Source organism: Limisphaerales bacterium (genome assembly GCA_014382585.1).
Classification (GTDB): domain Bacteria; phylum Verrucomicrobiota; class Verrucomicrobiia; order Limisphaerales; family UBA1100; genus JACNJL01.
In genome coordinates, this window is record JACNJL010000050.1 from 66391 (window position 1) to 92313 (window position 25923).

Here is a 25923-nt window from a genome sequence, read left to right on the forward strand (position 1 = left end):
AAAAACGGAAGACAGCGAAACAACATCATGCTTTCTCTGATTAGAACTAATCCAGATTGGAGAGCATCTCCTCTTTAGTCGGAGTCTTTGAAAGAACCCCATTCTTGGGAATCTTTACCTTTGCCGTCCACAGAATGGCATTGAGCATCAACTTGCGATTGTCGTCACTCTGCCAATTCATATGCACGTGACCACCGGTGAAGCCGAAACCTCTTCCACCTCCCGAACGCTCATAAGCCCAAGCCACGTGCTGTGTTTCCCCGTTGGCCACCGCTTTGCGCACGGTGGGATTGCCACTGCGTGCGCCGTCCCCGCGCCGCAACGTCGCGGCCTGCGGCACGTCCGTGAGGATAGGGGTCACGCCTTTCATCCCCTTCACAAAGCGCATGTGATAATACCATTCGTCATTCACGCTGAACGGCTTCACGCCATTCCAAATCTCGTGCTTCACCGGCTTAAACTTTGGCGTCCAGTGCGGGTTCACGCTCCAGTTTAAATCACAGAAGCCACCCATCCATTCTAGAAACTTATCGCCCGGATCGCCCTTCACCGCCTCGGTCGCCCAATGAATCATCACCACGCCCGTGCCCTTTTTCATCAACGCATCAAACTCCTCCAGCTTTGGGTTCAACACATGCCCCCCGTGGCCCGTGCAAAAAATCACAATCGTGTCTGCATCCTTCAGCACCGCCGCGTCCTTCGGATATCCATAATGCGGCACCATCACCGCCTCCACCGGCAACCCCGATTCATTCAGCGCCTTGGCGAGAATCATGTTTCCCGCCCGATGCTCATGCGCCAACCGCCCATGGCTCGGCTTGCCGGAAATAAAAACCACCTTCGCCTTGTCCGCCGCCTGTATTTGCGAACCCGACAGAAGACCCATCGCTGTAAGAAAAACTAATACGCATCGCATGGCGAAAGATTCCCGCTATGCCCTCAATTGGTCAATCTCAATGCATGCAGTTCCGTGTCCGGAATTATTTTTTGTCGAGCAAAGGCAAACTAGACAATTAGCGGAATCGGCGTATGATTCCGGGGAAGCAACAGAAGCACAGCAATGTTTGATTTTTTGGCAGAACAGGATGCGTCGATTTGTGGCGGGAGTCACTTGAAGCGGCGGGAGTTTTTGCAGGTGGGCGCGTTGGGGGCGGCGGGGTTGTCGCTGCCGCAGTTGCTGGCGGCAAAGGAAGCGGGTGCGGTACGGCCGGGCCACGAGGATCGGGCGTGCATTATGATTTTTAATCTGGGCGCGCCGAGCCATGTCGACCTTTGGGATATGAAACCGGAGGCGGCGGCGGAGTATCGCGGGCCATTCAAACCGATCCGCACCAAGTCGCCGGACATCGACATTTCCGAAATTCTGCCGATGCACGCGAAGGTGGCGGATCAATTTTCGTTGGTGCGATCGGTGCATCACGGCGGCGCGGCGGTGCACGATGCCGGTTGGCAAATTATGCAAACAGGCCGGCGCTTTGCCGGGGGGGTGCAGACGCCGCACGTCGGCGCGGTGGCGAGTCATTTGCTCGGGCGCAAGAGTGATCTGCCGCCGTTTGTGGTGCTGCCGGAATTGATGGGGCGCGGCGGCGGCAATTTGCCCAACGGACAGGCGGGCGGTTTTCTCGGCAAGGCGCACGATCCCTTTGCGTTGAATGCGGATCCGTCGAAGGAAAATTTTAAGGTGCCGGATTTACTGCCGCCGGATCAAATTGGCGCGGCGCGCTTGGAGCGGCGGCGCAGTATGCGCGAGATTGTCGATGGCGCGGTGAAAAATTTTGAGGCGAGCGAGGATGCGCGTTTATTGAACGACACGTTTCATTCCGCCTTCCGAATGATGACCAGCGAACAAGCACGCTCGGCGTTTGACCTCACAAAGGAAAAGCAATCGGTGCGCGAGCGTTACGGAATGAACCGCTTCGGCCAATGTTGTCTACTCGCGCGGCGGCTCATCGAAAACGGCGTGCGGGTAGTAACGCTAAATAGTTTTCTCACGGTCTTCAATCAGCTCTCGTGGGACATCCACGGATCGAAGCCATTCATTTCCGTGCAACAAATGAAGGATCAAGTGGCCCCGATGTACGATCAAGGCTACAGCGCGTTGATCGAGGATTTGGATCAACGCGGGATGCTGGGCAACACGCTGGTGACCACGATGGCGGAATTCGGCCGCACGCCGAAGGTGAATCCCGCGGGCGGACGCGATCATTGGCCCCAATGTTTCACGTGCAGCTTTGCCGGCGGCGGCGTGAAGGGCGGTCGCGTGGTGGGCAAAAGCGATCCGGTGGGCGGCTTCCCCGCTGAACGACCGGTGGATCCGGGCGACGTGGTGGCCACCATTTTTCACAGCCTCGGCCTCGACCCCCAAGCGATGCTCCCCGGCCCGGCGGGAAGGCCCTTCCCTCTGGTGGATTTTGGCAACGAACCCATTAAGGAATTGTTTTGATGAGAACATTTTTTTTGTTCAGCAAACCACGGACTCGTAAGCTCGTCCGCAAACTGAACGCACTATGTTTAATAACCATTGTTGCAACGACGTTCGCAACCCCCGCCGCTGAGCGGCCAATCAGTTTCCGCCACGATGTACTGCCGGTGATTTCCAAGGCGGGTTGCAATAGCGGCGGTTGCCACGGTGCGTTGGCGGGCAAGGGCGGGTTTCGCTTGAGCCTCAATGCGTACGATCCGGCGAGCGATCATTATAACATCACGCGCGAAATGCGCGGACGGCGGGTGGAGTTCAGCGATCCGGCGCGCAGTCTGTTTGTCATCAAACCCACCGCCGCCGTGCGGCACAAAGGCGGCAAAGTGCTGCACGAGGATTCGGCGGATTACCAACTGCTCGTGAAATGGATCCAGCAAGGCGCGCCGGGGCCGACCGATGCGGATGTAAATCTGGCGCGCGTGGAGCTTTCGCCCGGCAATTCCCGATTGAAAAAAGGCGACTCGCAGCAACTCAAAGTCACCGCACATTTTAGCGATGGCACACGGCGCGATGTGACATCGTGGGCACGGTTCAGTTCAACCGATGCGTCCGTAGCCATCGTCGATGAACCAACCGGCAAGGCCGAGGTGGTGGGTTTTGGGCAGGGTGCAATCACCGCGTGGTACTCCGGCCAAATCGCCATCGCGCGCATCACATCGCCTTGGCCGAACAAGATTGCGGACGCCGTTTTCAATAAAGCACCAAAGCGAAATTTCATCGACGAACGGGTGCTCGCACAGTTGCGCCAACTCAATCTCAAACCCTCGCCGCCGTGCACCGACAGCGAGTTTATCCGGCGCGCGCATCTTGATGTGATCGGCGTGCTGCCCACGCCCGCCGAGACCAAAGCCTTCCTCGCCAGCACCGCCAAGGACAAGCGCGATAAACTCATTGATCAACTTCTAGCGCGGCCCGAATTCATCGATTACTGGACCTACCGCTGGGCTGATTTATTTTTGATCAGCGGCAAAAAACTCCGCCCCAACGCGCTCAAGGCTTACTACAAATGGCTGCGCAGCGAGGTGGCCAATAACACGCCGTGGGATCAGCTCGTTCGGCAGGTGGTCACCGCCCGCGGCGATAGCATGACCGACGGCGCCACGAATTTTTATGCCGTCCATCAAGAACCCGAGACGATGGCCGAGAACGTCAGCCAAGCGTTTATGAGCCTCTCCATCGGCTGCGCCAAATGCCATAATCATCCGCTGGAAAAATGGACGAATGACCAATACTATTCGTTTGCAAATCTATTTGCCCGCGTGCGGGTGAAAGGCTGGGGCGGCGATGCCCGCAATGGTAGCGGCGAGCGCACGTTGTTCATTGCACCGCGCGGGGACCTTCTCCAGCCGCGCACCGGCAAACCCCAACCCCCCGCGCCGCTTGATGGCGCACCGGTGGCCAATGCCAACACCGACCGCCGTGCGGTTTTGGCCGATTGGCTCACCTCGCCCGACAACCCGTACTTCACCCGCTCCATCGCCAACCGCGTGTGGGCAAACTTTTTCGGGCGCGGCATTGTGAACCCAGTCGATGATCTGCGCATCTCCAACCCCGCCACCAACGCCCCGCTCCTCGCAGCCCTCGCGGCGCACCTTGCGGAAAATAAATATGACCTCAAATCGCTTATGCGGATGATTTTGCAAAGTGAAACGTATCAGCGCAGCAGCACGCCACTGCCCGAAAACATCGGCGACTCGCGCTACTACGCCCGCCAATACCCGCGCCGCCTAATGGCCGAAGTATTGCAGGACGCCATCACATCGGTCACGCAAATGTCCCCCAAGTTCATCACCCTCACCCTCTCCGATGGCAGCAAACAAAACACGGCCCTGTACACAGAAGGCACCCGCGCGCTCCAACTGCACGACTCCGCCGTCACCTCATATTTTCTGAAAACCTTCGGCCGCAACGCACGCGAAATCACCTGCGAATGCGAACGTTCCAACAAACCGAGTATGGTTCAGGTGCTGCACCTCTCCAACGGAAACACGCTCAACGCCAACCTCAGAAACGAAAACAGTCGCGTCACCGGATTGCTCAAAAAAGAAATCCCCGCCCTCATCGACGAAGCCTATTTGCTCTGCCTCGCCCGCCCGCCCAGCGACGGTGAACGCAAACGCTTTCTGGCCGTCTTCGCCAACGCGCCCGCAACTGAACGCCGTGCCATCGCCGAGGATTTATTCTGGGCACTGATGACCAGTCGCGAATTTTTGTTCCAACATTAAAGAATAAAAGAGACGGATTTCACGGATTAACACGGATTGTTTTTGAAATGAATTTTAGAAGGAGTTGCGCCTCAATGTGCTGCCGGCATCTTGCCGACAGATGTTGCGTGTTGGCCTGTCGGCAAGATGCCGACCGCACATCAGCCATCCGTGAAATCCGTGCCTAAAAAATGAAACTTTTCAAATCCATTCTTCTGCTTGTCGCAACCTCGGCAATCGCGGCGCCACCGGATTTCCACAAAGATGTCGCGCCGATTTTGCGCGAGTACTGCGCGGGCTGCCACAATGACGATGACCTCGAAGGCGAATTTTCGGTTGAGACGTTTCGGTCATTGATGAAAGGCGGCGAAAATGGCGCGGGCATCGTGGCGGGCAAAGCGGCGGGCTCGCATTTTTGGCAGCAACTCACCCAACAAAAAAAACCGCACATGCCACCTCGCAAGGAGCCGCAGCTCACTGCCGCACACCTCGCCACGCTGAAGGCTTGGATTGATGGCGGGGCAAAACCGCCAGCGCATGACCGCTCCATCCTCGCCACGCTCAATGTGCCGAAGGTGGCTGCCGCGCATTCGGCGAAGCCTCCGGTCACCGCGTTGGCAATGTCGCGCGGCGGCATTCGGTCGACTGCGTTTTATGGCAAAGTGCTGGTTGGCAAACGCGCGTTCACTGGACACTCAGGCAAAGTTAATGCGTTGTCATTTTCATCGGATGAGAATTTTTTAGTGGCCGCCTCCGGCGTGGTCGGCTTGCGCGGTGAAGCGGTTCTGTGGAATCTCAAAACCGGTAAACGCGTGCGCACCTTCGGCGAAGGCCATCGCGATACGCTTTATGGCGCGGAGATTTCGCCAGATGATCACGTGCTCGCCACGGCGGGTTATGATCGGTTGATTCAACTTTGGAATGTAAACACCGGCCAACGGATTCGCACCTTGGAAGGGCACAACGGCGCGGTGCACGGCATTGCATTTAGTCCGGACGGCACCGTGCTCGCTAGCGCGGGTGGCGATTCGGCGGTAAAACTTTGGAACACAAAAACCGGCCAACGCCTCGACACACTTGGGCAGCCGACGGGCGAACAATTTATCGTGAGGTTCACGCCGGACAGCCAATTTGTGATTGCCGCCGGTGCCGACAAACAAATCCGCCTTTGGCGTTGGATGAGCAAAACAAAGCCGCGCATTAATCCGCTCGTGCGCGTGCGGTTCGCGCACGAGGATGAAATCACCGACCTGGTCATCAGCCCCGACGGCCAACGCCTCGCCACCGCCTCGGCCGATCGCATAATAAAAATTTGGACACTACCAAACCTCACCCCTGCACAAACCTTTGCCCATCAATCTGACGTGGTCTCCGCCCTTGCCTTTGCGCCCGATGGAAAATCGCTGATTGTTGGCCGGATGGATGGTTCGACCGCGCAGCTCCAACTCAACACCGGCGCCATCCAAACCGCCGTCACTCAAACGCAGTCACACACGACCATCGCCGAGGCATCATTGGTGGAGCTCACTGAACAGGAACCCAACAACGCGCCAAAGACCGCGATGGCCATTAGATTGCCCGCAAAAATTTCCGGTGTGATTCTTGATGACCCCGATCTCTTTCGGTTTCGCGCCAAAGCCGGCGAACAGTGGGTGCTCGAAATCAACGCCGCGCGCAGCAAGTCGCCGCTTGATTCCAAAGTGGAAGTGCTCGACGCCACCGGCGCGCCCATCGAACGCGTGCGACTGCAAGCCGTGCGCAAATCGTGGCTTACCTTTCGCGGTAAAGACTCCAGCACGTCCGGCGATTTTCGCGTGTTTAAGTGGCGCGAAATGACGCTGAACCAGTTTCTTTATCTCAATGGCGAAGTGGTGAAGCTTTGGCATTACCCACGCGGGCCCGACAGCGGATACCTTGTTTACCCCGGTAGCGGCACGCGGCATACATTTTTTGACACCACGCCGCTGGCACACCCGTTGGGGCAGTTCGCGTACATTGTGGAACCCTTAGCTGCGGGCATCACACCGCCGGCCAACGGCTTGCCGACCTTCCCAGTTTATTTTGAAAACGACGACGACAGCCAGCGGCGCTTGGGCAAAGACTCGAAGCTCACGTTCACCGCGCCTCAAGACGGAGAATTTATCGCGCGTGTTTCCGATGTGCGTGGCGCGCAGGGCAAGGACCACAAATACACGCTCACCATCCGCCCGCGACGACCGAATTTTTCCGTGAGCCTCAGCGGCATTGCCGACGTCCCCAAAGGCAGCGGCCGCGAATTCAGCGTGCGCGCGGTGCGGATGGATCATTTCAATGGCCCCATCCGCGTAGACATCACCGATGTGCCGGCAGGATTCCGCGTCACCACGCCCCTCACCATTGAGGCGGGACAAACACAGGCTTACGGCGCGGTGTATCACGCTCCCGGAAAGCCGGGCACGCCCAAACCGATAACGCCCAATCCTGCGATCGACAAACTTACGTGGAAACTCTTCCATGGCTCCTGGCCCAAAGTTCCCGATTGGAGCGCGCTCAAGCCGGTCAAGATCGGCGAATTGAAACACGGTTTTTTTAACATTGAACCCGCCGATCGTGAGGACAATTTTGGAATGCAATTTGAAGGCCAAATTAAAATCCCGAAGGACGGCAGCTACGAATTTATTTTGGCATCCGATGACGGGTCTCTGCTATTTATTGATGGCAAAAAAATCGTGGACAACGACGGCCTCCACGGCAATGTGCGAAAAAGCGGCAAAGTAGATTTGAAGGCGGGAATACACGCTATCCGCGTGAGCTACCTTGAGGCGGCGGGAATGGAAGAATTATATGTCGGCTGGAAAGGCCCCGGCTTCGCGGAGACTTCCCTCTCCTTTGCCGACGCCGCCCCCGCTAGCTTTGCCAAAGTCACTGCCACCGCCCGCATCAACGGCAAAGACGTCATCCATCCCGTCAACAATCTAAGCGGCTTGAAACTCATCGCCCAGCCCAAGCTTCAAGTGCAAGTCCTGCCCGCCAGCGGGAAACTTGCGCCGGGCGAACCGCTCGAGCTGACTATTGCGCCGGGCGAAACTATTTCGGCCCGGGTGGTGATCGAACGCAATGGAACCAAAGGCCGCGTTAGCTTTGGCAGCCACGATTCCGGACGCAACCTCCCCCACGGGATTTATGTGGATAACATCGGCCTCAGCGGTTTACTCATCGTTGAAGGCCAAACCGAACGCGAATTTTTCATCACCGCTGACAAATGGGTGCCTGAAATGACCCGCCGTTTCCACCTCCGCACAGGTTCCGAAAAAGGCATTGTGTCACAGCCTATTCTGCTGCACGTAAAGAAGCGGTAAGATTCAACCGCCGGCCTTGTGCATTTGCTGCGAGAGATAATTTTCGAGGCCGGTCATCTGGATGAGGTCCAGCTGCGCCTCGGCCCAGTCCACGCTGTCTTCGGACTCCACCACCATTCGATCCATCAACTCGCGGCTGCCGGCATCCTTCAACTCAATGCAAAGTTTAATGGCCTCATTGTAAGTCGCCACGCCCTTTGTCTCCAGCTCGAGACTGTTTTCGATTTGCGCTTGCGGCGTGTCGCCCACGTTGATGACATGGTAGCGGGAGATTGCCGGCACGCCGTCCAGATAAAGGATACGGTCGATCACCTCGTCCGCGTGTTTCATTTCCTCAATCGACTCCGCGTGAAAATGATCCGCCAACTTATTGAGCCCCCAGTCGCGGCACATTTTGGAGTTGATAAAATATAGGTTGATCGCCGTCAACTCAATGGTCAGCCCGGCGTTTAATGCTTCAATGACTTGTTCGTTACCCTTCATAATTCTTTAATGGTTGCCGCGGTGAGTCGCGGTTAATTCGTTTTCAATAAACACAAGCCAGCACGGTAGCACAGTTTGGGCGAGTGAAAAAATAAAAATGTCTGCTACCGAGACTCATTCCCAGAAAAAAACTACGCCGCCTTGCAATGGCACAGCGTTTGGATGTGCCCGCAGCCGGGACACAACGCGCACGGCCCGCACTCCGCCGGCAAACCCGCGATCAGCCGCTGGATGCGGCACTGGCAACTGCCGCAACCGCTGCCGGCCTCCGTCAGTTGCGTGACCTCCGCAATGGTTTCCGCATCGCCCTCGTCTATCGCCTCGCGAATGCTCGATGCCGTCACCTGATAACAGTGACAAATCAGCGTGTCGGCTGACTGCGTGCGCGTCTGCGCGGGCATGTCCAAAATCGTTGCCATCGTGCGAAAGCGACCCAGACATCGGGCAAAACCGATGGCAAGGCAAGCATTATTTGAGACTGAGTCACATTTGCAGGTATTCAAAAATACTCACTAAATTGGGCATTTCCTCGAATCGATCTCAGCGTTGTTCTGTTTTGTGGATTTTTTGGAAGGTACGCTCAAGGCGTTCGACGATTCCGTTTTCCTGGGGCGCGAAATTCTTTTGTTCATCCGGATGGGTTTTCATATTCGCTAGAAAATAGGGTATTCCGAATGATTTGCCCTTCGGTTGTTGACGACCGCCCGAGCCATTGCCGAGCACCAACTTCCAATCGCCATCGCGAATGGCGAACATTCCACCGGAAGAATGATGAATCACCGGTGGCCGCGAATATTTTTTCTCATCGCCCAACAACAACGGCAAAAAACTAAAGCTGTCCGCTGCCGCGCCCTTGGGAATCTTCGCGCCTGCCACAGCGGCCGCAGTGGCGAAGAGGTCTGTGTGTGTGATTACGCGTGCGCTTTGGCTTCCCGGTTTCACCTTGCCCGGCCAGCGCACGAAGAATGGTACGTGATGGCCCCCTTCCCAAATATCCGCTTTGGTGCCGCGCCACGGGCCGTTGGCGGTGTGGTGTTTGGAATTGTATTGTTGTTTGCCCGGTTCAGTGACGTGATCAGGCTCGCCGTCAATTCGATGCATGAAGGACCCGTTGTCACTGGTGAATATGACGAGTGTATTATCGGCGAGCTTGGTTTCGTCCAGCGCCTTGAGCACTTGGCCGACGGTGTCGTCGACGTTCATCACAAAATCGCCGTACGGGCCAAGGCCGGTCTTGCCCTTGAAACGCGGATGCGGCGTCACCGGTTTGTGCGGGCCAGTGAGCGGCAGATAAAGAAAGAAAGTTTTTTCCTCCTTCGCCATCCGTTCAAGAAATCCCGCCGCGCGCGCGGCCAACACATCGAGGCCTTTTTCAAATTCAAAGTCATCCGAACGCGGACCTTTGCGAATGAACGCGGGGAACTTCACCGCCGCCTGTTGAATCGTCGGTGCCTTTGCGAAGCGATCATTTTCAATCCAAACATACGGCGCCATATCCAGCGACGCACTCACACCGAAGTATTCGTGAAAACCGCGCGTGATCGGACTATCCGCGATGGGCTTGGTGTAATCCACGTTGCCATCGCCATCCCAACGTTCCGGCCCCGGCTTGGCACCCTCGCGGCGCGTCATATTCATCCCAAGATGCCATTTACCAATCGCCGCAGTATGGTAGCCCGCGCTTTGCAAAACCGAACCCACCGTCGGCCGATCCTTTTCAATCAATGGCGCGCTGTATCCGCCGAGCACCCCGCGCTTCAACCGCGACCGCCAGCAAGACCGCCCAGTGATAACTCCATACCGCGTGGGCGTGCAGACCGCCGAAGGACTATGCGCATCGGAAAACGTCATCCCCTCCTTTGCGAGCCGATTGAGATGCGGCGTGGGAATTTTCGAATTGGCGTTCAGCGCCTGCACATCCCCATAGCCCATATCATCAGCCAAAAAAATTACAATATTCTGCTTCGCCGCCTGAACGGACACCGCAAACATAAATGCAACAAAAATCAAAAAGTGTTTCATAGAGTCGCGAAGCATCCCGCACACCCGTGCGTAGCACAAGAAAAACAGAATGATTTAAACACAGATGAGCAGGGTAAAAAACCCTGTGCGTCATGAGCATCTACGCTCATTCAATGTTCAATGCCTTGCGCAGCACGGGTTCGAAGGCGTTGGCTTGGCGGAAGAAGCCGAGGTCGTTGGGATGGGAGGAGTCGGTGGTGCCCTCGGCGTCGTCGCCCAGCAGCAAGTCGCCCCCGAGGTAGTGGAGGTTTTTCACGCCTTCGGATTTTAATTGCCTGAAAACTTTTTGCAATGCAGCGTGATTGTCATCGTGATGTTTTGCTCGCGCCGGCGTCAGCCACGAACCGGCGTTGCGACGGTCTTCCACCAGCAAAATCGGCGTGTGCGGACGCGCCTTGCGAAGCTGCCGAACCAAAGGCGCGCACCGCTCGGTGACCATCGCCGCGTTCATGTTCGGCAGACAATCGATGATGTAGCAGGCGGCATTCACCTCCACCATCAGGTCACCGACTTCCTTGTGCATTTTGCCGTTGCCGGAAAAGCCAATATTGATGACCGGCATTTCCAGCCGCCTTCCAAGGATCGCCGTGTGCACCATGCCCGGCCGCGAGGCGCAGGCGCCGTGCGTGATGGACGTGCCATAAAAAATCAGCGGCTTCGCCTTGCGCGGCGCGAGCCGTTCAAACTTCGCCCCCGTCGGCACACCAATCGCCAGCGACTCCGTGCCATTATACAGCGGCAAATAAATCGCGTACTCGCGCAACCCCGATGCAATGCCGCTGAGCAGCGTGACTTGCATCTCCTGTTTGCTCGGTCGCGTGGCGGCGGCCCACCGCCATTTCCCTTTCGCATCGCGCGCGTACAAATCCAGCCCGCTTACCCCGCTCGGTGGCATGTGCGCCATGCCGAGATTCGGGCTCAGCACTTTCCATTTCGCTTGGATGGCGTTGGCGTTGGTCTTAAACCGCACCATCATTCCCGCGCTGTGCCGGCTCAAGCTCCACACTGATTTGGTCACCGTCTCCTCGGCCTTCGCCGGGAACCGGTCAAACCACCGCACCCGATCCTGATCACCCCAACCGCGGCCTTCCACGCCCCATTGCGTGACATCGTGCCACTGAATTTTCCCTTGGCCGAAACCATCGAGCGCGAAACACGCGAACACAAAAAGCAAAAGGCGTTTCATAGCGCGAGTTTTCCAGAAATATCACGTGCGGTCAATCATCGGCAGCCTTGACGCCGCTACTCAGCCCAGTAGCCTTGGGCGCTGCCATGAAATTCCATCGCAAACTTTCCCGCCGTAAATTTCTCCAAACCTCCAGCGCGACCGCCGCTTTCGCCATCCACACCCCCGCGCGTGCCGCAGGCATCAGCGGGCAGTATGCCGGATTGAAGAGTGGCAAATTTCTTGGCGAGGTGAAGACGCTGGCGACGGTGGAGGATCGGAAAGTGTTTTTGGAGGGGCCGGCGGTGGGGGCGGATGGGGATGTGTTTTTTACGAATGTGCCGATGGAGAAGATTTTGCGGTGGTCGGTGAAGGGGAAAAAGCTGGCGACGTTCCGCGAGAAATCGAACAAGGCGAACGGGTTGTTGTTTGACCCGAAGGGACGGCTGCTCGCGTGCGAGGGCGGAGCGGGGCGCGTGACGCGAACGGACCTGGCCACCGGGAAAATTTCAGTGTTGGCAAATAAGTTCAACGACTTTCCATTGGCGGCACCGAACGACCTCGAGCTGACCGCGAGTGGCAAGTTGTTTTTCACCAGCCGCCCCGGCACGCCCGACCCGAAGAAGGGCAATCCAAACGCCGTCTATCGGCTCGACCTCGCCACTGGCAAGCTGCACCAGCCGCTGGCGTGGCCCAAGGTGCACATGCCCAATGGCATCGTCATCGCGCCCGACGGCAAGACGCTGTACCTCATCGAGGCGCATCCGGACGCCAACCGCAACCGCAGCATCCTCGCCTTCGACCTCGACCAGAGCGGGCAACTTTCCAATCGCCGCACGCACATCAACTTTTATCCCGGACGCAGTGGCGATGGCATGTGCATTGACGCCGAGGGCAACCTCTACGTCGCCGCCGGCCTGCACAAGACGCGCCGCACCAGCGAGACCCTCGACACCCGTCCGGGCATCCACGTCATCTCGCCGCAGGGCAAACTCATCGCCTTTCGCCAAACCCCCACCGACACCCTCACCAACTGCACCTTCGGCGGCTCCGACCTGCGCACGCTCTACATCACAAGCGGCGCGCACCTGCACAGCATTCGCACCGCCATCCCGGGCAAGGCTTCGTACAAGATTGGGTAACCGCCGCCATGCAGACCCAACTCAAAGTCAAACTGTCGTTCTTTAATTTCCTCCAATATTTCGTGTGGGGCAGTTGGTATGTGACCATGGGCGCCTATCTCACGAATACCCTCAAGTTCGACGGACAGGAAGTGGGCGCGGCTTACAGTGCATTTGCTATCGGCTCGATGATTTCGCCCTTCCTCGTGGGGCTTCTGGCCGACCGCTATTTTGCCTCGGAGAAATTGCTCGCCGTGTTTTCGTTGATTGGGGGCGGTCTCCTCTGTCTGCTGCCGAGCCTCACCACTTTCCTGCCGTTTTACTCCACGCTCATCCTTTATTGCGCGCTGTACACGCCTACGCTTGCCTTGGGCAATTCCCTCGCGCTCACCCATCTTGAAGACTCGAAGACCGCCTACCCGCGTGTGAAATTGTGGTCGGCGGCCGGGTGGATTGGCGGGTTGTTCACACTATCATTTCTGCTGGACGGCGAACTATCCTCCATTCAGTTCTACCTCGCTGGAGGCGTCTCCATCGGCTTGGCGATTTTCTCGCTGAAACTGCCGCACACCCCGCCCAAGAAAACCGCCGAAAACATTAGTCTCAGTGAACTGCTCGGCCTCGATGCGCTGGCGCTGATGAAAAAACCCTCTTTCGCAATTTTCATTGGCTGCATGTTTCTGATCTGCATCCCGCTTTATTTTTATTTTGTCATGTTGGGCATTTTCTTGGCGGAACTGGATTGGACCAACCTCGCCGTAAAGACGTCCCTAGCACAGGTCTCAGATATTATCTTCATGTTTTTCCTGCCCATCATGCTGAAAAAGTTTGGCTATAAGAAAACCATTTTCCTCGGCATCCTTGCCTGGACTGCCCGCTACTTTTGCCTCGGTGCCAGTGTCGGCGCCACCACCCTCGCGGCCCCGCTCATCTTTGGGGCCATCCTGATGCACGGCGTGTGCTACGATTTTCTGTTCATCGCCGGGCAACTTTATGTTGATGATGAGGCCAACCCAAAAATCCGCGCCGCCTGCCAAGGCTTCATCGCGTTCATTCTCTGGGGCGTGGGTGCTTTCGTCGGCACGATGCTCGCCGGGGCGGTTTTGAAAAAATACGAATACGTCAAAATCGTTGAGGGAACCGAAAAGACTTTTCACGACTGGGCCAGCATTTGGCCCGTGCCGGCATATCTCTCAGTTGGCGTGCTGATTATCTTCGCCCTGTTCTTCCGGGAACCGAAGGCCAGTGGCGGGGGAGAGGTCCAATAAAAAACGGCGGCGCTGAACTTACGCTAAACTAAAGGCGGACTCGCAGGCTCGTCCCTCCATTGTGAGGGGTTGGAGGGACGAGCCTGCGAGTCCGTAAGCGGTCGTCTAATTCACAAATCAATTCTTGAACCACGGCCGCCGCGCGTTCTTCGTGATCTCGGCGTCGAGGGTTTCCATGCGGGCGCGGAGTTGCTTGACGACCTCGGGCTTTGCTTCGGCGAGGTTGTTTTTTTCGCCGACATCCTTGGCCAAGTCGAAGAGGAAAATCTGCGGCGGGCGGTTGTTGGCGCGGCGCGGTTTTTTCACGAGCAGTTTCCAGCTTCCACTCCGCAGGCCTTCGATGTTTCCGCGGGAAGTGTAATGGAGAAATTCCGTGCGCGGGGATTTTTGGGCGGTGCCTTTCCACAGGCCGGTCACGTCCAGGCCGTCGATCTTTCTGCTCTTGGGCAAAGGTTTGCCGGTGAGGGCGGCGATGGTGGGGAGTAAATCAATGGTGCCGGTGAGTTCATCGCACACGGTGCCGGCGGGAATGCCGGGGCCGCGCATCACATACGGAACGCGCTGACCGCCCTCGAAGGTGGTGCCTTTGCCGTCGCGCAACGGACCGGCCGAACCGCCATGGTGCAGGAACGGCAGCCACGGGCCATTGTCCGTCGTATAAATAATGTAGGTGTTGTCGGCGAGTTTCAGTTCATCCAACGTTTTGAGCAGGCGGCCGACTTCCGAATCGATGTGCTCGATGACATTGATGTAGGCGTTCTTCGGGTTAGGATCGCGGATTTCATCGGGCACATACAACGGAATGTGCGGCATGGAATGCGGCAGGTACACGAAGAACGGTTTGTCCTTGTTAGTCTTAATGAAATCGATGGACTTCTGCGTGTAACGGCGCGTGACGGTGCGTTGGTCGACCGGCAGTTCGACGATCTTCTCATCCTCGTAGAGCGGGGTCTTCCATTTGGTAAGCGTGGATTCCGGATCGGCCCAAAGAAGGTCCATGCCCTGCCAACCGCCGCGCGGTTTGCCCTTGTTGTCGGGATGGTTCATGTCGTTCGAGTACGGGATGCCGTAGTACGTATCGAAGCCATTGGCCGTCGGCAGCGTTTCCTTGTGATGCCCGAGATGCCATTTACCGAAACAAGCCGTGGCATAGCCCTGCCCTTTCAAGTGATCGGCGATGGTGTGCTCCTTGGCGTTCAGCCCCTTGGTCGAGGCAGGGAACAGCACGTGCTGGTGCATGCCCACACGCTTGGGATAACAACCGGTCAGCAACGCCGCCCGCGAGGGCGTGCACACCGGCGAGGCCACCATGAAGCTCGTGAACTTCCGTCCCTCTTTGGCGATGCGATCGATGTTCGGCGTCTTGATCGTCTTCGAGCCAAAGCAACTCAAGTCTCCGTACCCCTGGTCATCCGCGAAGATAATCACGAAGTTGGGCTTGGCGGCGGAAGCCGTTTCCACGGCAAACAAGAAAACGGCCAGCAGACAGGCCAAGGCAATACGAGTGTGTTTCATATGAATTAAATCCGGTGGCGGGAGCATGGAAAGAAACCCGCCGACATTCAACGGTGAAATTACGGATGCGCCAAGGACGCCACCGGCACCACGGTCAGGCCACAATCTTCCTTGCCGATGGAGTAGACGACGTAGAGCTGGCCGTCGTGTTCGTGGGCGTAGGGGTAGCTCCATTGCTTGCCTTTGGCGGCGCCGGGAAAGCGCGGTGGGACGGACTTGCCGTGGCGCAGACGCCACATTCGGCTGAGGGTTTTTTCGCCGGGCTTGCCGACGGAAACGCACAGCGTGTCGCGGTTGCGATAGTTGGAAATGACGTAAAGCTGACCGGTGCTGAGCCGACCAAGGTAGGCCTTGGCTCGGGGCATGGGGAGGTTGCTCGGGCGAGCCTTGGCCCAGGTCTTGCCGTGGTCCTCGCTGGTGGACACCCAAGCCACGCCGGCGCCGCCGCGGATGACCGCCAGCACGTGCGCGCCATTGGCCCAGACGGTCGTTTCAGCAAAGCTCGGCTGGAGCTGCGGCGGGAACGGGATGAGCACGGAATCCCATTTCGTGAAATCGTCGCCGCGACTGACGGCCACCACGGGATAGCCATCCTTGTCCTGACCCCCGGTGACGTAACTGCCGTTGCCCATACGCACGGGCTCGTCGTAGGGCCAGCAGTTGCGCATGACTATGCCGCGGGTTTTCCATTGATCAGTCTTTTCATCGAGCACAAAGGCCTCGCCGCGCAGGCCCCGAAAACGCCTGCCACCCGGCTCGCCCGTGCCGAAGCGCGAACAAATGGTCCACAGCTCGCCCCGGTGCCGGAACAGGACGCCGTGGCTGTGCCGGTCCGCGCCATCGAAGCCGGGGCCGACGACCTCCAGCGGGCTCCACGTCTTGCCGCCGTCCTTGGAGCGGCGGCCCTGCAGGGTTTCGTGCGGACCGTTTTCGTTGGTGGGACTGTTGGCCCAGTTGGCGTACAGGACACCCTTGTGCATCACGATGGCGGCGCCGTGCAGAAATTTATAACCGTCCTCGGCCGGTCGGTGAATGGTGCGATGCACGATGCCATCGGCAAACGGAATGCGCGCCGGATCTGGCGGCAAAGGCGATCCGTTCCACAACGGAAACACGTCGCCGCCGAGCGGTTGATGTTTGGGGACGACGTGGGTGGCGGCCACCGGCCGGTACTGCGCGGCCATCGCCTCGGCGGACAACGGCGCATCAAAGAACTGTACCTCATCCAACGCGCCAAAGAGATTTTGCCAAATGCGTCCGTTGTCGTTCACGCCGCCCAAGGTGAGCGAAGCAGCGGTCGGCGGCAGTGGCCGCGCCAATTCCCCCACCCCTTCGCGTTTGCCGTTGAGCCACAGCTCAGCGCGCTGGGGCGTCACCACCACGCCGATCTGATGCCAATGTCCGGGCTTGGGCGGCGTGGCGGCGGCAACGGTCTGCCAATCGCTCTGGCGCAGGTAGAGTCGAAACCGGCCGTCCTTGTCGATCATCACGCCCCATTCGCGCTGGTTCTTCGAGTACACGTTTTTGGCCGCAATCATCTGCTGACCGGCCTTCAGCGTATACGGATTCACCCAAGCCAACAGCGTAAAGCCCGCCGGTCCATGGCCGAGCTTCGCCGAATCCTTGACCTCCAGCACCGCCGCGCCATCCATTACCAGAGATTGCCCGCGCGCGCCGCCGGCCGGTTTCACCTCGCCGCCTTTCACCGCAAAGTCAGATGCCTTCGGGCCATCCAGTTTCCAATGGCGAACCGGCTCGGCCGCCATCAGCGTTGTGGCAAGCAACCCCGCGAGCGCTAGGGCGGGAATGGAGATGAACGGTTTCACGCGCGAATCATTCGGCCGAATGCTGTGGTAGTCAATCCATCAGGGCGCGCGGCGGAAGAGCATTCCATAAAATGCCTCCTGATCGCCGGGATCGATGGTTCTAAATTTAACGAACTCCGCAGCCGCTTCCGGTTGGGCGGGATCGATTCGAATGCCCCATAACGGAACGGTCGAAGTGGGCAGCATCCCGTATCGGACATCGCCGATCACATGGGGCGCTTCCGGATGTTGCCCCAAAAAGCCATCGGACAAGCGTTCAAAGCGGGCCACATCCTGGGCCAGCCGCGAGGAATCGCCGGGCGCGGGATCGGAATCTCCGAGTCCATAAGCCGCCACTTCGCCGCCGGGATATATCTTGGGCGCCAAGCCGGGGAACACATGAATGGCATCCACGTGATACACGCCTTCGTGCAGATAAACCGATCGGTGCAGAAACACATTACCGATGCTCGGCTTCACAATCTGCCGGTCGGCCGCGTGATCGCGCTGTTCGATCAAGGCGGCTTGCGCGGACTCGGCCTGGCGATGTTGCGTGAGGGCAAACAACAGATAGCTCAGGCAAAAAATGGAGGCCGCGCGCGGAAACCAAACTTGCCGGCGTTTCACTCCAAGAATGAGCAGGATCAACAGCGGCAAACTAAACAGCGGATCCACGATGGAAACGAGATTCCACGACACCCGCTCCAGCGCAAACGGCCACAAAAGGTGCGTCCCGTAACTAGTGCAGGCATCGAGGAGCCCGTGCGTTGCATAACCCAACATGCAGGCCTGCCAAATTTCTCGGAAATCGAATCGCCGCCGCGAAAGCCCCCAGATCAACAAGGCCACGAACGTGGCGCCCACGGGGATAAAGGCCAGTGAATGGGAAAAGTGCCGGTGATAATCGAGGTTCAGCAAGGGATCGGCCGACGATCGAATGAGCGCGTCCAAGTCCGGCGCCATGCCGGCCACTGCCCCGTACCATACCGCCCGACCTTGCGCCTTGGGGCCGGCAAACGACTGCGCCACCGCCGAACCCACCAGTCCCTGGGTCAGCAAATCCATGAAAGCGTTTTCCTCGCGGTTCGGTTGCGAACCATTAGGCCTTCATTTGGTGAATCTGTTGCGTGGCAATGCCAATGGGGCGGTCGAGCGGTACGCCGGCGCAGGCGAGCAAGGTAGTGAGTAGATCGCCCTGATTCCCCTTGATGCCAGACAGGAACCGGCCGGTCTTGAGGCTGCCGCCGCCTTTACCGGCGATGATGAACGGGAGATTGTCACGCCGGTGCTTGTTGCCGTCCTCGAGGCCCGAGCCCCACATCATAATGCAGTTGTCGAGCAACGTGCCCTCGCCTTCCTTGAGCGCGTGCATCTTCTTCACCATGTAGGCGAACTGCGCAACGTTGAATTCGTTAATGGCCGCGACCTTCCCGATTTTTTCCTGATCACTGCCGTAGTGTGTCTGCGAGTGATGCTGGTTACTGAAGCCCAACTCGGGGTAGGACGCGCCGTTGGGGCGGGACCCCACGTAGGTGCTCACCCGCGTGGTGTCGGTTTGAAACGCCAGCACGGTGAGGTCGCACATGACCTGCATGTACTCGCTGCGCTTGTCGCCCTCGGGGATCTTCACCTCGATAGGCGCCGAGTCAGTGGCGTGGCGCTTGGAAGGGCCAACGCCGTTCTTCTCCAGTGCAGCCTCCTGCTGGCGGGTCTCGATGGCGGCGATGCGCCGTTCCACCGAGCGTACGCTATCGAGATATTCGTCGAGCTTCTGCTGGTCAATCTTGGATAGCGTCCGGCGCAATTCCCGGGCGCCGCCCAGTACTCGGTCGAGCATCTGCCGGTCCAGCGGATTCGCCTGAGTGACCTTGCCTTTCTGACCGCGCTTACCGAAGAGGCGGTTCAGGACATTGCGCGGATCGGTCTCGGCGGGCACAGGCTGCGTGGGCGAGCGGTAGCTGCAGTGGTTGTAGTACCCCTCATGCAGGCCTTCCTGATTTTCCTTCCAAGTCTGCGGCATGGTGGCCAGCTCGAGCGACGGCAGCAAGGTGTGGGCGCCCACGTAGTTGGCCATGATTTGGTCGGCGGAAATGGAGATGTTAACGCGTCCGCGCGTATCAGGATCGGGCAACCGCCCGGTGAGCCAGGTGGACAGCTCCAGCGCGTGTGGCGCGCCATTGAACGGCGAGATCGGCACGCCGGAAATGCCCTTCATCATCAGGCATTGGTTCATGATCGGCTTCAACGACTTGAGGATAGGCGGCGCGGCGTTGCGAAACGCTTCCTGATCCTTGGGCCAAAACTGGTCCATGATGACGCCGTGCGGCATGTACATGAAGGCGAGCCGCACAGGCGCTTTGGCGGCAGCCTTGGAATTGGCCGCCCAGCCGAGGGAATCCATAAACGGCAGCGCGAGGGAAACACCCGCGCCCTTCAGAAAGGTCCGGCGATCGACAGAAGATTTTTGATGCATGGTTTTCATTGTTTAACTCGGCGATGGGTGAACAGATAACTGGTGGCGATCTCGGTGACAATCGTTTGCACGCGATACTCGTCGCGGGCGATCCGATCCATCAACTGATCGAGGATCACCTCGTCGTAGCCTTCCAACTGGCGGCCCAGCGCGTAGGCCATCAGGCGTTCGGTCAGGTTCCGGGCGAGATCCGCTTCGCGCTGGGCAAGCAGCTTCTTCAATTCTGCGGGCGTGGAGAAGTCTTTTCCGCCGGGCAATTTTCCCGCCGAATCAATCGCCGCGCCGGCATCGTTCTTCACGCGCCAACGGCCGATGGCGTCGAAATTCTCCAAGCCGAAGCCGATCGGATCGAGCACCTTGTGGCAATTGCGGCAGGTGGCTTCGGATTGGTGCAGCTCCGTCCGCTGGCGCAGCGTCAGGCCCTTCACGTCCTGATGCTCCTGCTCTTCGAGTTCAGGCACGTCAGCCGGTGGCGGCGGCACGCGCTCGCCCAGCACCTGTTCCAGCACCCACACCCCACGCTTCACTGGGCTGGTGCGGTTGGGGAACGACGTGGCCGATAGCGTGGCCGCCATGCCGAGGATGCCGCCCCGGTTAGGATTGGCCAGCTGGACTCGTCGCATCTTGGGCCCCGGCACGTCCTGCTTTAATTCGTACAACTTGGCCAACGGCTCGTTCAGGAAGGTGTAGTCGCTGTCCACGAATCTCACGATGCGTTGGTTCTCGCGCAGCACGCTTTCAAAAAACAGACGGGGCTCCTCCATCATCGCCTGTCGCAGCGCCGGCGTGATCTGCGGGAATCGGTCCGGGTCGAATACCTGCCGGTCCAGTCCATCCACCTTCAGCCATTGGGCGCCGAATCCATCGTACAACGCCCGCGCGCGCGGGTCATTCAACATTCGTTTCACCTGCGCCCGCAACACCTCGGGCTTCTGCAACGCGCCCTGATCCGCTAGGGCGGCCAGTTCAGCGTCCGGCGGCGCGGACCACACCAAATAGGAAATCCGGGCAGCCAGTTGGAAATTGTCCAGCGGCACGATGGATTCCTTTGAGTCCACTGCGCCTGCCGGTGTGATAAAGAGAAATTGTGGCGAAACCAGGACCGCCTTCCACATCAGCCCCAGCGACGCCATGTAATCCAGCTTGTTTTCCTGTCCCAGCTCGAAGATACCCACTAGCACGTCCAACTCCTTCTCGGTGGGCGGTCGTCGGTACGCATCGCGCGCCAAGGAACGCGCCACTTGCCGCGCCGCCTTACGAAGATCCGCGCCCTCGGACGGCGTCTCGCCAAAGAGCCGTTTCTGAACCTCCGTGGGCGCTTGACCGGCCGCTGCCATGACCTGCCCGACCACCTTGTTGGCCACCTCGAGAAACAGCTCCGACTGCAGCGGAGAAATGGAATTAAGATACCCCTCGCCCACCACCTCGTCGGGCAGGCTGTCGGTGACCGACGGCGACACTCCGTACAGGGCGCGCAACGTGTTCCCGTACTCCGCCTTGGTCAGGCGCCGGATCACAAACGGCCCGGGATCGCGCGGCGCCAGATACTTGAGCTTGCCGATCCACTCCACGAACTGCCGTCGTTCTTCGTCGGTCGGTTTCTTGGAGGAATCCTCCGGCGGCATATCGTGCACCTTCACGTTGGCCACCGCCTTCTTCCAATGCAGGGACGCCGACTCGCCGCCCGGATTCTTGAGTGCCGATTGAAGATTGATCCCCGCCTTCGCCCGCGAACCGTGGCAGCGTGTGCAGTACTTGTTGACGAACGGGCCGACCTTCTCCTTGAACACCTTCTGGGCATCCGCCCGCAGCGCCGCCTCATCCGCGCCGACGACCGAACCGACCGACCACAAGGCAAACGCCAGTGCCGGTATGTTCGTTTTGAAGGCTCCCCGAAACATATCCATTAGCCTGCCTACACCTCGCTCAAGGTGCCCGTGCTACCGGCAAAACGCTTCGCCTCAACGCCGAGCTTGTGGAGCATGGTGAGGTAGAGATTGGCGGTGGGCAGTTCGCTAAAGTTCATCTCACCGCGCCAACCCGCGTCGGTGTCGATACCGGCAGTCGATTGGTGTTTTTGGTTACCCCGACCGTACTTGAGGTATTGGCCGTGCTTGAAGCCCAGCTTGCGGCCGCCGATCAGTAGCAGCGGATAATTGCGCGACAGATGGAACGCACTGGAGGCCGAGCCGAACAGGATGGCGGTGTGGTCGAGCATGTTGCCTTCTCCGCCGGGTTCGGGCGTAGCCTTGAGTCGATTAGCAAAGCGGCCGAGTTCCTCGTTGATGAAGCGGCAATAAACGCCAAAATTTTTGTAGCCGCCGGGTTTCTTTACCTCATGCGTCAGCCAGTGAGCGGCCTTGAAGCCCACGGCACGCGCCAGATAATCACTCACGCCCACGCCGTTTTCGCGCCCAAGCTGGTAGGTGGCCACGCGCGTGGTGTCGGTCTTGAACGCGAGATAAATCAGTTCGTACATGGTGCGCAGGAAATTGCGCGGATCCTCGGGCGTCACATCAAGCTTGAGATGGTCCGTGTCCACCTTGGGCATGGGGATATTCAGCCACCGCTTGGCCTTGGCCACCCGCATCTCGGTATCGCGCACGGACTGCAAATATTCCGCGAGTGTTTCCTGATCGCGCTTGGAGAGCGACCGATTCAGTGACCGCGCGTCCTCCAACAAATCATCCAACGCACTTTGGCTCAGCGCCAAACGGCGGGCTGCGTCCGGGCCGTTCTTCACAAAGAGCATATCAAAAATGCGCTTGGGCTTGTGCTCAGCGGGAATGGGCCGGCCCTGGGCGTTGAAGGAGAGCGTGTGCGCGCCACGCGGCGAACCGGTGCCGCCATCGGTGGACATCACCAGCGAGGCGTGGCGCGTGTGTTCGCCGGCGTGCGAGGCAAACACCTGGTCGAGCGAAATGCTATTGTGATAATCGCCATCAGCGCCGGTATCCGCCGCAGTGATAAACTGATCGGCATTGGCATGGCCATGCACCCGGCGCAGCGCGGGATTCGACAGGCCAGAAAATACGGTCAGCTCATTGCGCAACGGCTCCAGCGTTTCCATGCACTTGGTGAGCTTGAAATCCTTGCCCTTGCCATGCGGAAACCAACTCCAGTCCTGAAACGCCGGATCCTTCTCCAGCGGCATCGGCACGCCGTCCGGCAGATAAAAACAGGCCAGCCGCTTGCGCTGCCCCGGGGACTGCGCCGCGCCGGTAAAAGATTCCAGCCACGGCAACGCCAGCGCCACCCCAGCGCCGCGGAGAAATTTCCGCCGATCCAATGTCGATAAATTCACGTTCATCACCCCATAATCTCCGACTTATTTTTGCCGAAATAATTCACTTTTCACAATCAGAAACACCAGGTCCGCCAGTCCGTCGCCACGCTTGCGCAGGGCGGCGGTAATGCGGTCCACCTCGGCGCGATCGCCGAAGGTCAGCGGCCGGCCCAAGGCGTACGCGGCCATCTTGTGCGCCATGGCGCGCGCGAACTGATCCTGTCGATTGGCCAGCAGATAATCCTTCAGCCCTTTCATGCCGCGCAGCTCGTCCTTGTTGAACAACACACTGGCGGCATCGACCGACTCATCACCGATCTTGTCGCGCCATTGGCCGAGCGCGTCAAAGTTTTCAAACGCGATGCCCCACGGATCGATCTTCGAGTGGCACGAGATGCACGCCGGATCACTGCGGTGATCCTCCATGCGCTGCTTGAGAGTCATCTTGAGAATCTCCGGATCGGCCAGATCAATCTCCGGCACGGCCGGCGGCGGTGGCGGAGGCGGATCGTGCAACAGGTTTTCCAGCAGCCAAATGCCGCGCTTGAGCGGGTGCGAATCTTTGCCGTCCGAATTCATCACCAGCAATCCCGCGGAGGTGAGCAGACCGCCACGCCGGATCCCGGGTGGCATTGTCACCTTGCGGAACTGATCGCCGTACACCTCCGGCACGCCGTAATGCCGCGCCAACCGGTCGTTCACCAACACGTAATCGGCATGAAGAAACTCCGTAACCGGCCGATTGGCCCGCAGCATCTCGGTGAAGAGCGCCACCGGCTCCTGTTTCATTGCCTCCAGCAGGAGCGGATCCATTTTGCCGTGCGCCTTGGCATCGATCTTCACAAAATCCAGCTGCTCCATGCCCAGCCATTGGCGCGTGTAATGCCGCGCAAACCGGGCGGCGCGCGGATCGGCCAGCAATCGCCGCGCCTGCTGCTCCAGCACGTTGGGATCGGACAGTTTCCCTGCTTCGGCCAAGTACATCAGCACGGTATCGGGCGTACTGCTCCAGAGAAAAAACGACAACCGGCTCGCCAGTTCATGGTCCGAAATGCGCGGCGCGTCTTTCGCTTGGGCGCGGCCGAGGTACAGATAATTCGGTGAGGCCAACACGGTGGCCAGCACTTCCACCACCGCTTCCTGAAAATCCTCGCACTGCGGCCGCAGCGCTTTGAATAATTTCATTTTCTGATCCACCTCCGCAGCGCTCACCGGCCGACGCCAAGCCCGGCGCATGAAGTACTCCAATACCGCGCGTGTGTATTTTGTTTCATCCGACTGCTGTTTGCTCGCGAAGAAAATTGCTGTGTGCGATTCCGGCGGCCATTGTTCATTCAATGGCGCGATGACCTCCACGTAATCAATCACCAACCCCACCGCCGTACTGGAGGTGTTGCGCAGCTCGATGAATTCGGCCGGGTTCGGCAATTGCCCGAGCTGTTGAATGTGCCGGAATGCGTTGCGCGGGATCTCTGCCAGCGGCACGTCCCAATGATAAAAGCGCGGCTTGCCCGGCGGCGCATCGATGGTGAGGTCCTGCCCGCCGACCGCCACAGACACGCGCGAGTCGTTGCTCGCCTGATTACCGAAATGCAGCCGCAAGGTCGGAAATTTTTTGCCTCGGACCATTTCCTGCGCCGCCCGAATGCGCACGCGCATGATGCCTGTGTCCGGCAATCCGTCGCCTACATCGATGATAAACTTTGAGTTCGCCGGCATCACCAGTACATCCGGCGAAACCGGCGGCACGGTCGGCCGCTCGGCCACCGGCTTCCACGCGTACTTCGCGCCGTGGTATGCCCACTTCGTCTGCACGCCCTGCCCAGTCACTAAATCCTTGAAGTGCGCCCCGCCGGGATTAAGCGAGAATTTTTCCTTCTCCGCTTTTAACACCTCCGCCACCGGCATCCCTTCCTCCTGCACCTTCTGGCGCGTGCGCTTCACTGCGGCTGCGTACTTTGCCTCAAAACGTTCGGTGAACCCGCGCATGCTCAGCCCATAATATACCGGTGCCGGTCGGTCGCCGCGCACTGTGGCTAGTTCCAGTGCCCGCCGTGCTTGCGCACGGTATTGCGCGAATTGCCCGGCGGTCATTTGCAGCATGTCCGAGCTGTTCTTGAAGCCGTCCTCCGACGAGGTTTCCGGCGGCAGATCGCGTGAAAAGTCATGCGGCAATCCGAGCAGATCTTGCATCGCGTATTTGTATTCGTACCGCGTCATCCGGCGGAACGTGGTGTGACCGCCCTCCGCTCGTCGCGCCTCTGAGGCCGCGCGGATTTCCCCGGCCAGCCAATCAACCACCTTCACGCGATCGGCATCGGCCAACTTCACATCCGAATCGGGCGGCGGCATCTCGCCATTGGTCAACACGCCCTGCACCTCCAGCCACCAGCTCACATCCTTGCCCTTCAGCAAATCCGGATCCAAGGCATCCACCCGAAACTTCGCTTTCTGCTTATCCGGCCCGTGACACTCCAAGCAAGACGCCTTTAACACCGGCCAAATCGCCTTGCGGAAAACATCCAGGTTCGCCTTGGGCGCTTCGGTCGCCGTCAATGGGCTCGAGCCGAATAATAACATCGCCAAGACCCCGAGAACGCAAAGGGGGAAACCGACACGCCAAGCGCAGCGTTGTAGTGAACTCATCATCGTGACTGCTTGCCCGCCAATAGCAATTTACTACGGACGGATTCGTGCAGAGGATGACTTGGACGTCCCCGAAGGCAAGTGCCTTCAGTTCACTGGAGAAATTGTCACCGAAATC

General features: G+C 58.8%; 17 protein-coding genes. 5 read left to right on the plus strand and 12 right to left on the minus strand.

The window, feature by feature from the left end:
* Window positions 1–46 precede the first annotated feature (46 nt).
* Window positions 47–916, minus strand: coding sequence for a ThuA domain-containing protein (locus H8E27_11670; GenBank protein ID MBC8326271.1), 870 nt, complete (start codon window positions 914–916; stop codon window positions 47–49).
* 144 nt (window positions 917–1060) lie between these two features.
* On the opposite strand from H8E27_11670, the gene H8E27_11675 reads away from it, so the two are divergent.
* The 3 genes from H8E27_11675 to H8E27_11685 all read left to right on the plus strand — a co-directional run bounded on the left by H8E27_11675 (window position 1061) and on the right by H8E27_11685 (window position 8021).
* On the plus strand, window positions 1061–2443 hold the full coding sequence (locus H8E27_11675) for a DUF1501 domain-containing protein (GenBank protein MBC8326272.1): 1383 nt from the start codon (window positions 1061–1063) through the stop codon (window positions 2441–2443).
* 146 nt (window positions 2444–2589) lie between these two features.
* On the plus strand, window positions 2590–4704 hold the full coding sequence (locus H8E27_11680; protein ID MBC8326273.1) for a DUF1553 domain-containing protein: 2115 nt from the start codon (window positions 2590–2592) through the stop codon (window positions 4702–4704).
* Window positions 4705–4874: 170 nt separating this feature from the next.
* Window positions 4875–8021 carry a hypothetical protein gene (locus H8E27_11685; protein MBC8326274.1) on the plus strand — a complete coding sequence of 1049 codons (3147 nt, stop codon included), beginning with the start codon at window positions 4875–4877 and terminating at the stop codon, window positions 8019–8021.
* A 3-nt stretch (window positions 8022–8024) separates the two neighbouring features.
* On the opposite strand, the gene bfr is transcribed toward H8E27_11685, so the two are convergent.
* From bfr to H8E27_11705, 4 genes are all read right to left on the minus strand, one after another.
* Window positions 8025–8504 carry a bacterioferritin gene (gene bfr, locus H8E27_11690; GenBank protein MBC8326275.1) on the minus strand — a complete coding sequence of 160 codons (480 nt, stop codon included), beginning with the start codon at window positions 8502–8504 and terminating at the stop codon, window positions 8025–8027.
* Between the two features lie 131 nt (window positions 8505–8635).
* On the minus strand, window positions 8636–8923 hold the full coding sequence (locus H8E27_11695) for a (2Fe-2S)-binding protein (protein MBC8326276.1): 288 nt from the start codon (window positions 8921–8923) through the stop codon (window positions 8636–8638).
* Between the two features lie 121 nt (window positions 8924–9044).
* The gene (locus tag H8E27_11700) at window positions 9045–10541 is read right to left on the minus strand and encodes an arylsulfatase (GenBank protein ID MBC8326277.1); all 1497 of its coding nucleotides are present in this window, start codon (window positions 10539–10541) and stop codon (window positions 9045–9047) included.
* Window positions 10542–10632: 91 nt separating this feature from the next.
* Window positions 10633–11712 carry an SGNH/GDSL hydrolase family protein gene (locus H8E27_11705; protein MBC8326278.1) on the minus strand — a complete coding sequence of 360 codons (1080 nt, stop codon included), beginning with the start codon at window positions 11710–11712 and terminating at the stop codon, window positions 10633–10635.
* Between the two features lie 86 nt (window positions 11713–11798).
* Here H8E27_11705 and H8E27_11710 point away from each other — a divergent pair, with 86 nt between their 5' ends.
* Window positions 11799–12833 carry an SMP-30/gluconolactonase/LRE family protein gene (locus H8E27_11710; GenBank protein ID MBC8326279.1) on the plus strand — a complete coding sequence of 345 codons (1035 nt, stop codon included), beginning with the start codon at window positions 11799–11801 and terminating at the stop codon, window positions 12831–12833.
* 8 nt (window positions 12834–12841) lie between these two features.
* Window positions 12842–14080 (plus strand): MFS transporter, encoded by a 1239-nt coding sequence (locus H8E27_11715; protein MBC8326280.1) that lies wholly within the window; start codon window positions 12842–12844, stop codon window positions 14078–14080.
* Between the two features lie 117 nt (window positions 14081–14197).
* Here H8E27_11715 and H8E27_11720 read toward each other — a convergent pair whose 3' ends face one another.
* From H8E27_11720 to H8E27_11750, 7 genes are read right to left on the minus strand one after another with little or no spacing between them, the layout of a single operon-like run.
* On the minus strand, window positions 14198–15595 hold the full coding sequence (locus H8E27_11720) for a sulfatase (protein MBC8326281.1): 1398 nt from the start codon (window positions 15593–15595) through the stop codon (window positions 14198–14200).
* 59 nt (window positions 15596–15654) lie between these two features.
* On the minus strand, window positions 15655–17421 hold the full coding sequence (locus tag H8E27_11725) for an exo-alpha-sialidase (protein MBC8326282.1): 1767 nt from the start codon (window positions 17419–17421) through the stop codon (window positions 15655–15657).
* A 39-nt stretch (window positions 17422–17460) separates the two neighbouring features.
* Entirely contained in the window at window positions 17461–18465 is a 1005-nt protein-coding gene (locus H8E27_11730) for a metal-dependent hydrolase (GenBank protein MBC8326283.1), read from the minus strand.
* Between the two features lie 34 nt (window positions 18466–18499).
* Window positions 18500–19882 (minus strand): DUF1552 domain-containing protein, encoded by a 1383-nt coding sequence (locus H8E27_11735; protein ID MBC8326284.1) that lies wholly within the window; start codon window positions 19880–19882, stop codon window positions 18500–18502.
* Window positions 19879–21780 carry a DUF1592 domain-containing protein gene (locus H8E27_11740; protein ID MBC8326285.1) on the minus strand — a complete coding sequence of 634 codons (1902 nt, stop codon included), beginning with the start codon at window positions 21778–21780 and terminating at the stop codon, window positions 19879–19881. The genes H8E27_11735 and H8E27_11740 overlap by 4 nt, the downstream gene beginning before the upstream one ends.
* Window positions 21781–21788: 8 nt before the next feature.
* Window positions 21789–23183: a DUF1552 domain-containing protein gene (locus tag H8E27_11745; GenBank protein MBC8326286.1), complete on the minus strand. Its 1395-nt coding sequence runs from the start codon at window positions 23181–23183 to the stop codon at window positions 21789–21791.
* A gap of 18 nt (window positions 23184–23201) precedes the next feature.
* Window positions 23202–25808, minus strand: coding sequence for a DUF1592 domain-containing protein (locus H8E27_11750; protein ID MBC8326287.1), 2607 nt, complete (start codon window positions 25806–25808; stop codon window positions 23202–23204).
* Between the last annotated feature and the right edge of the window lie 115 nt (window positions 25809–25923).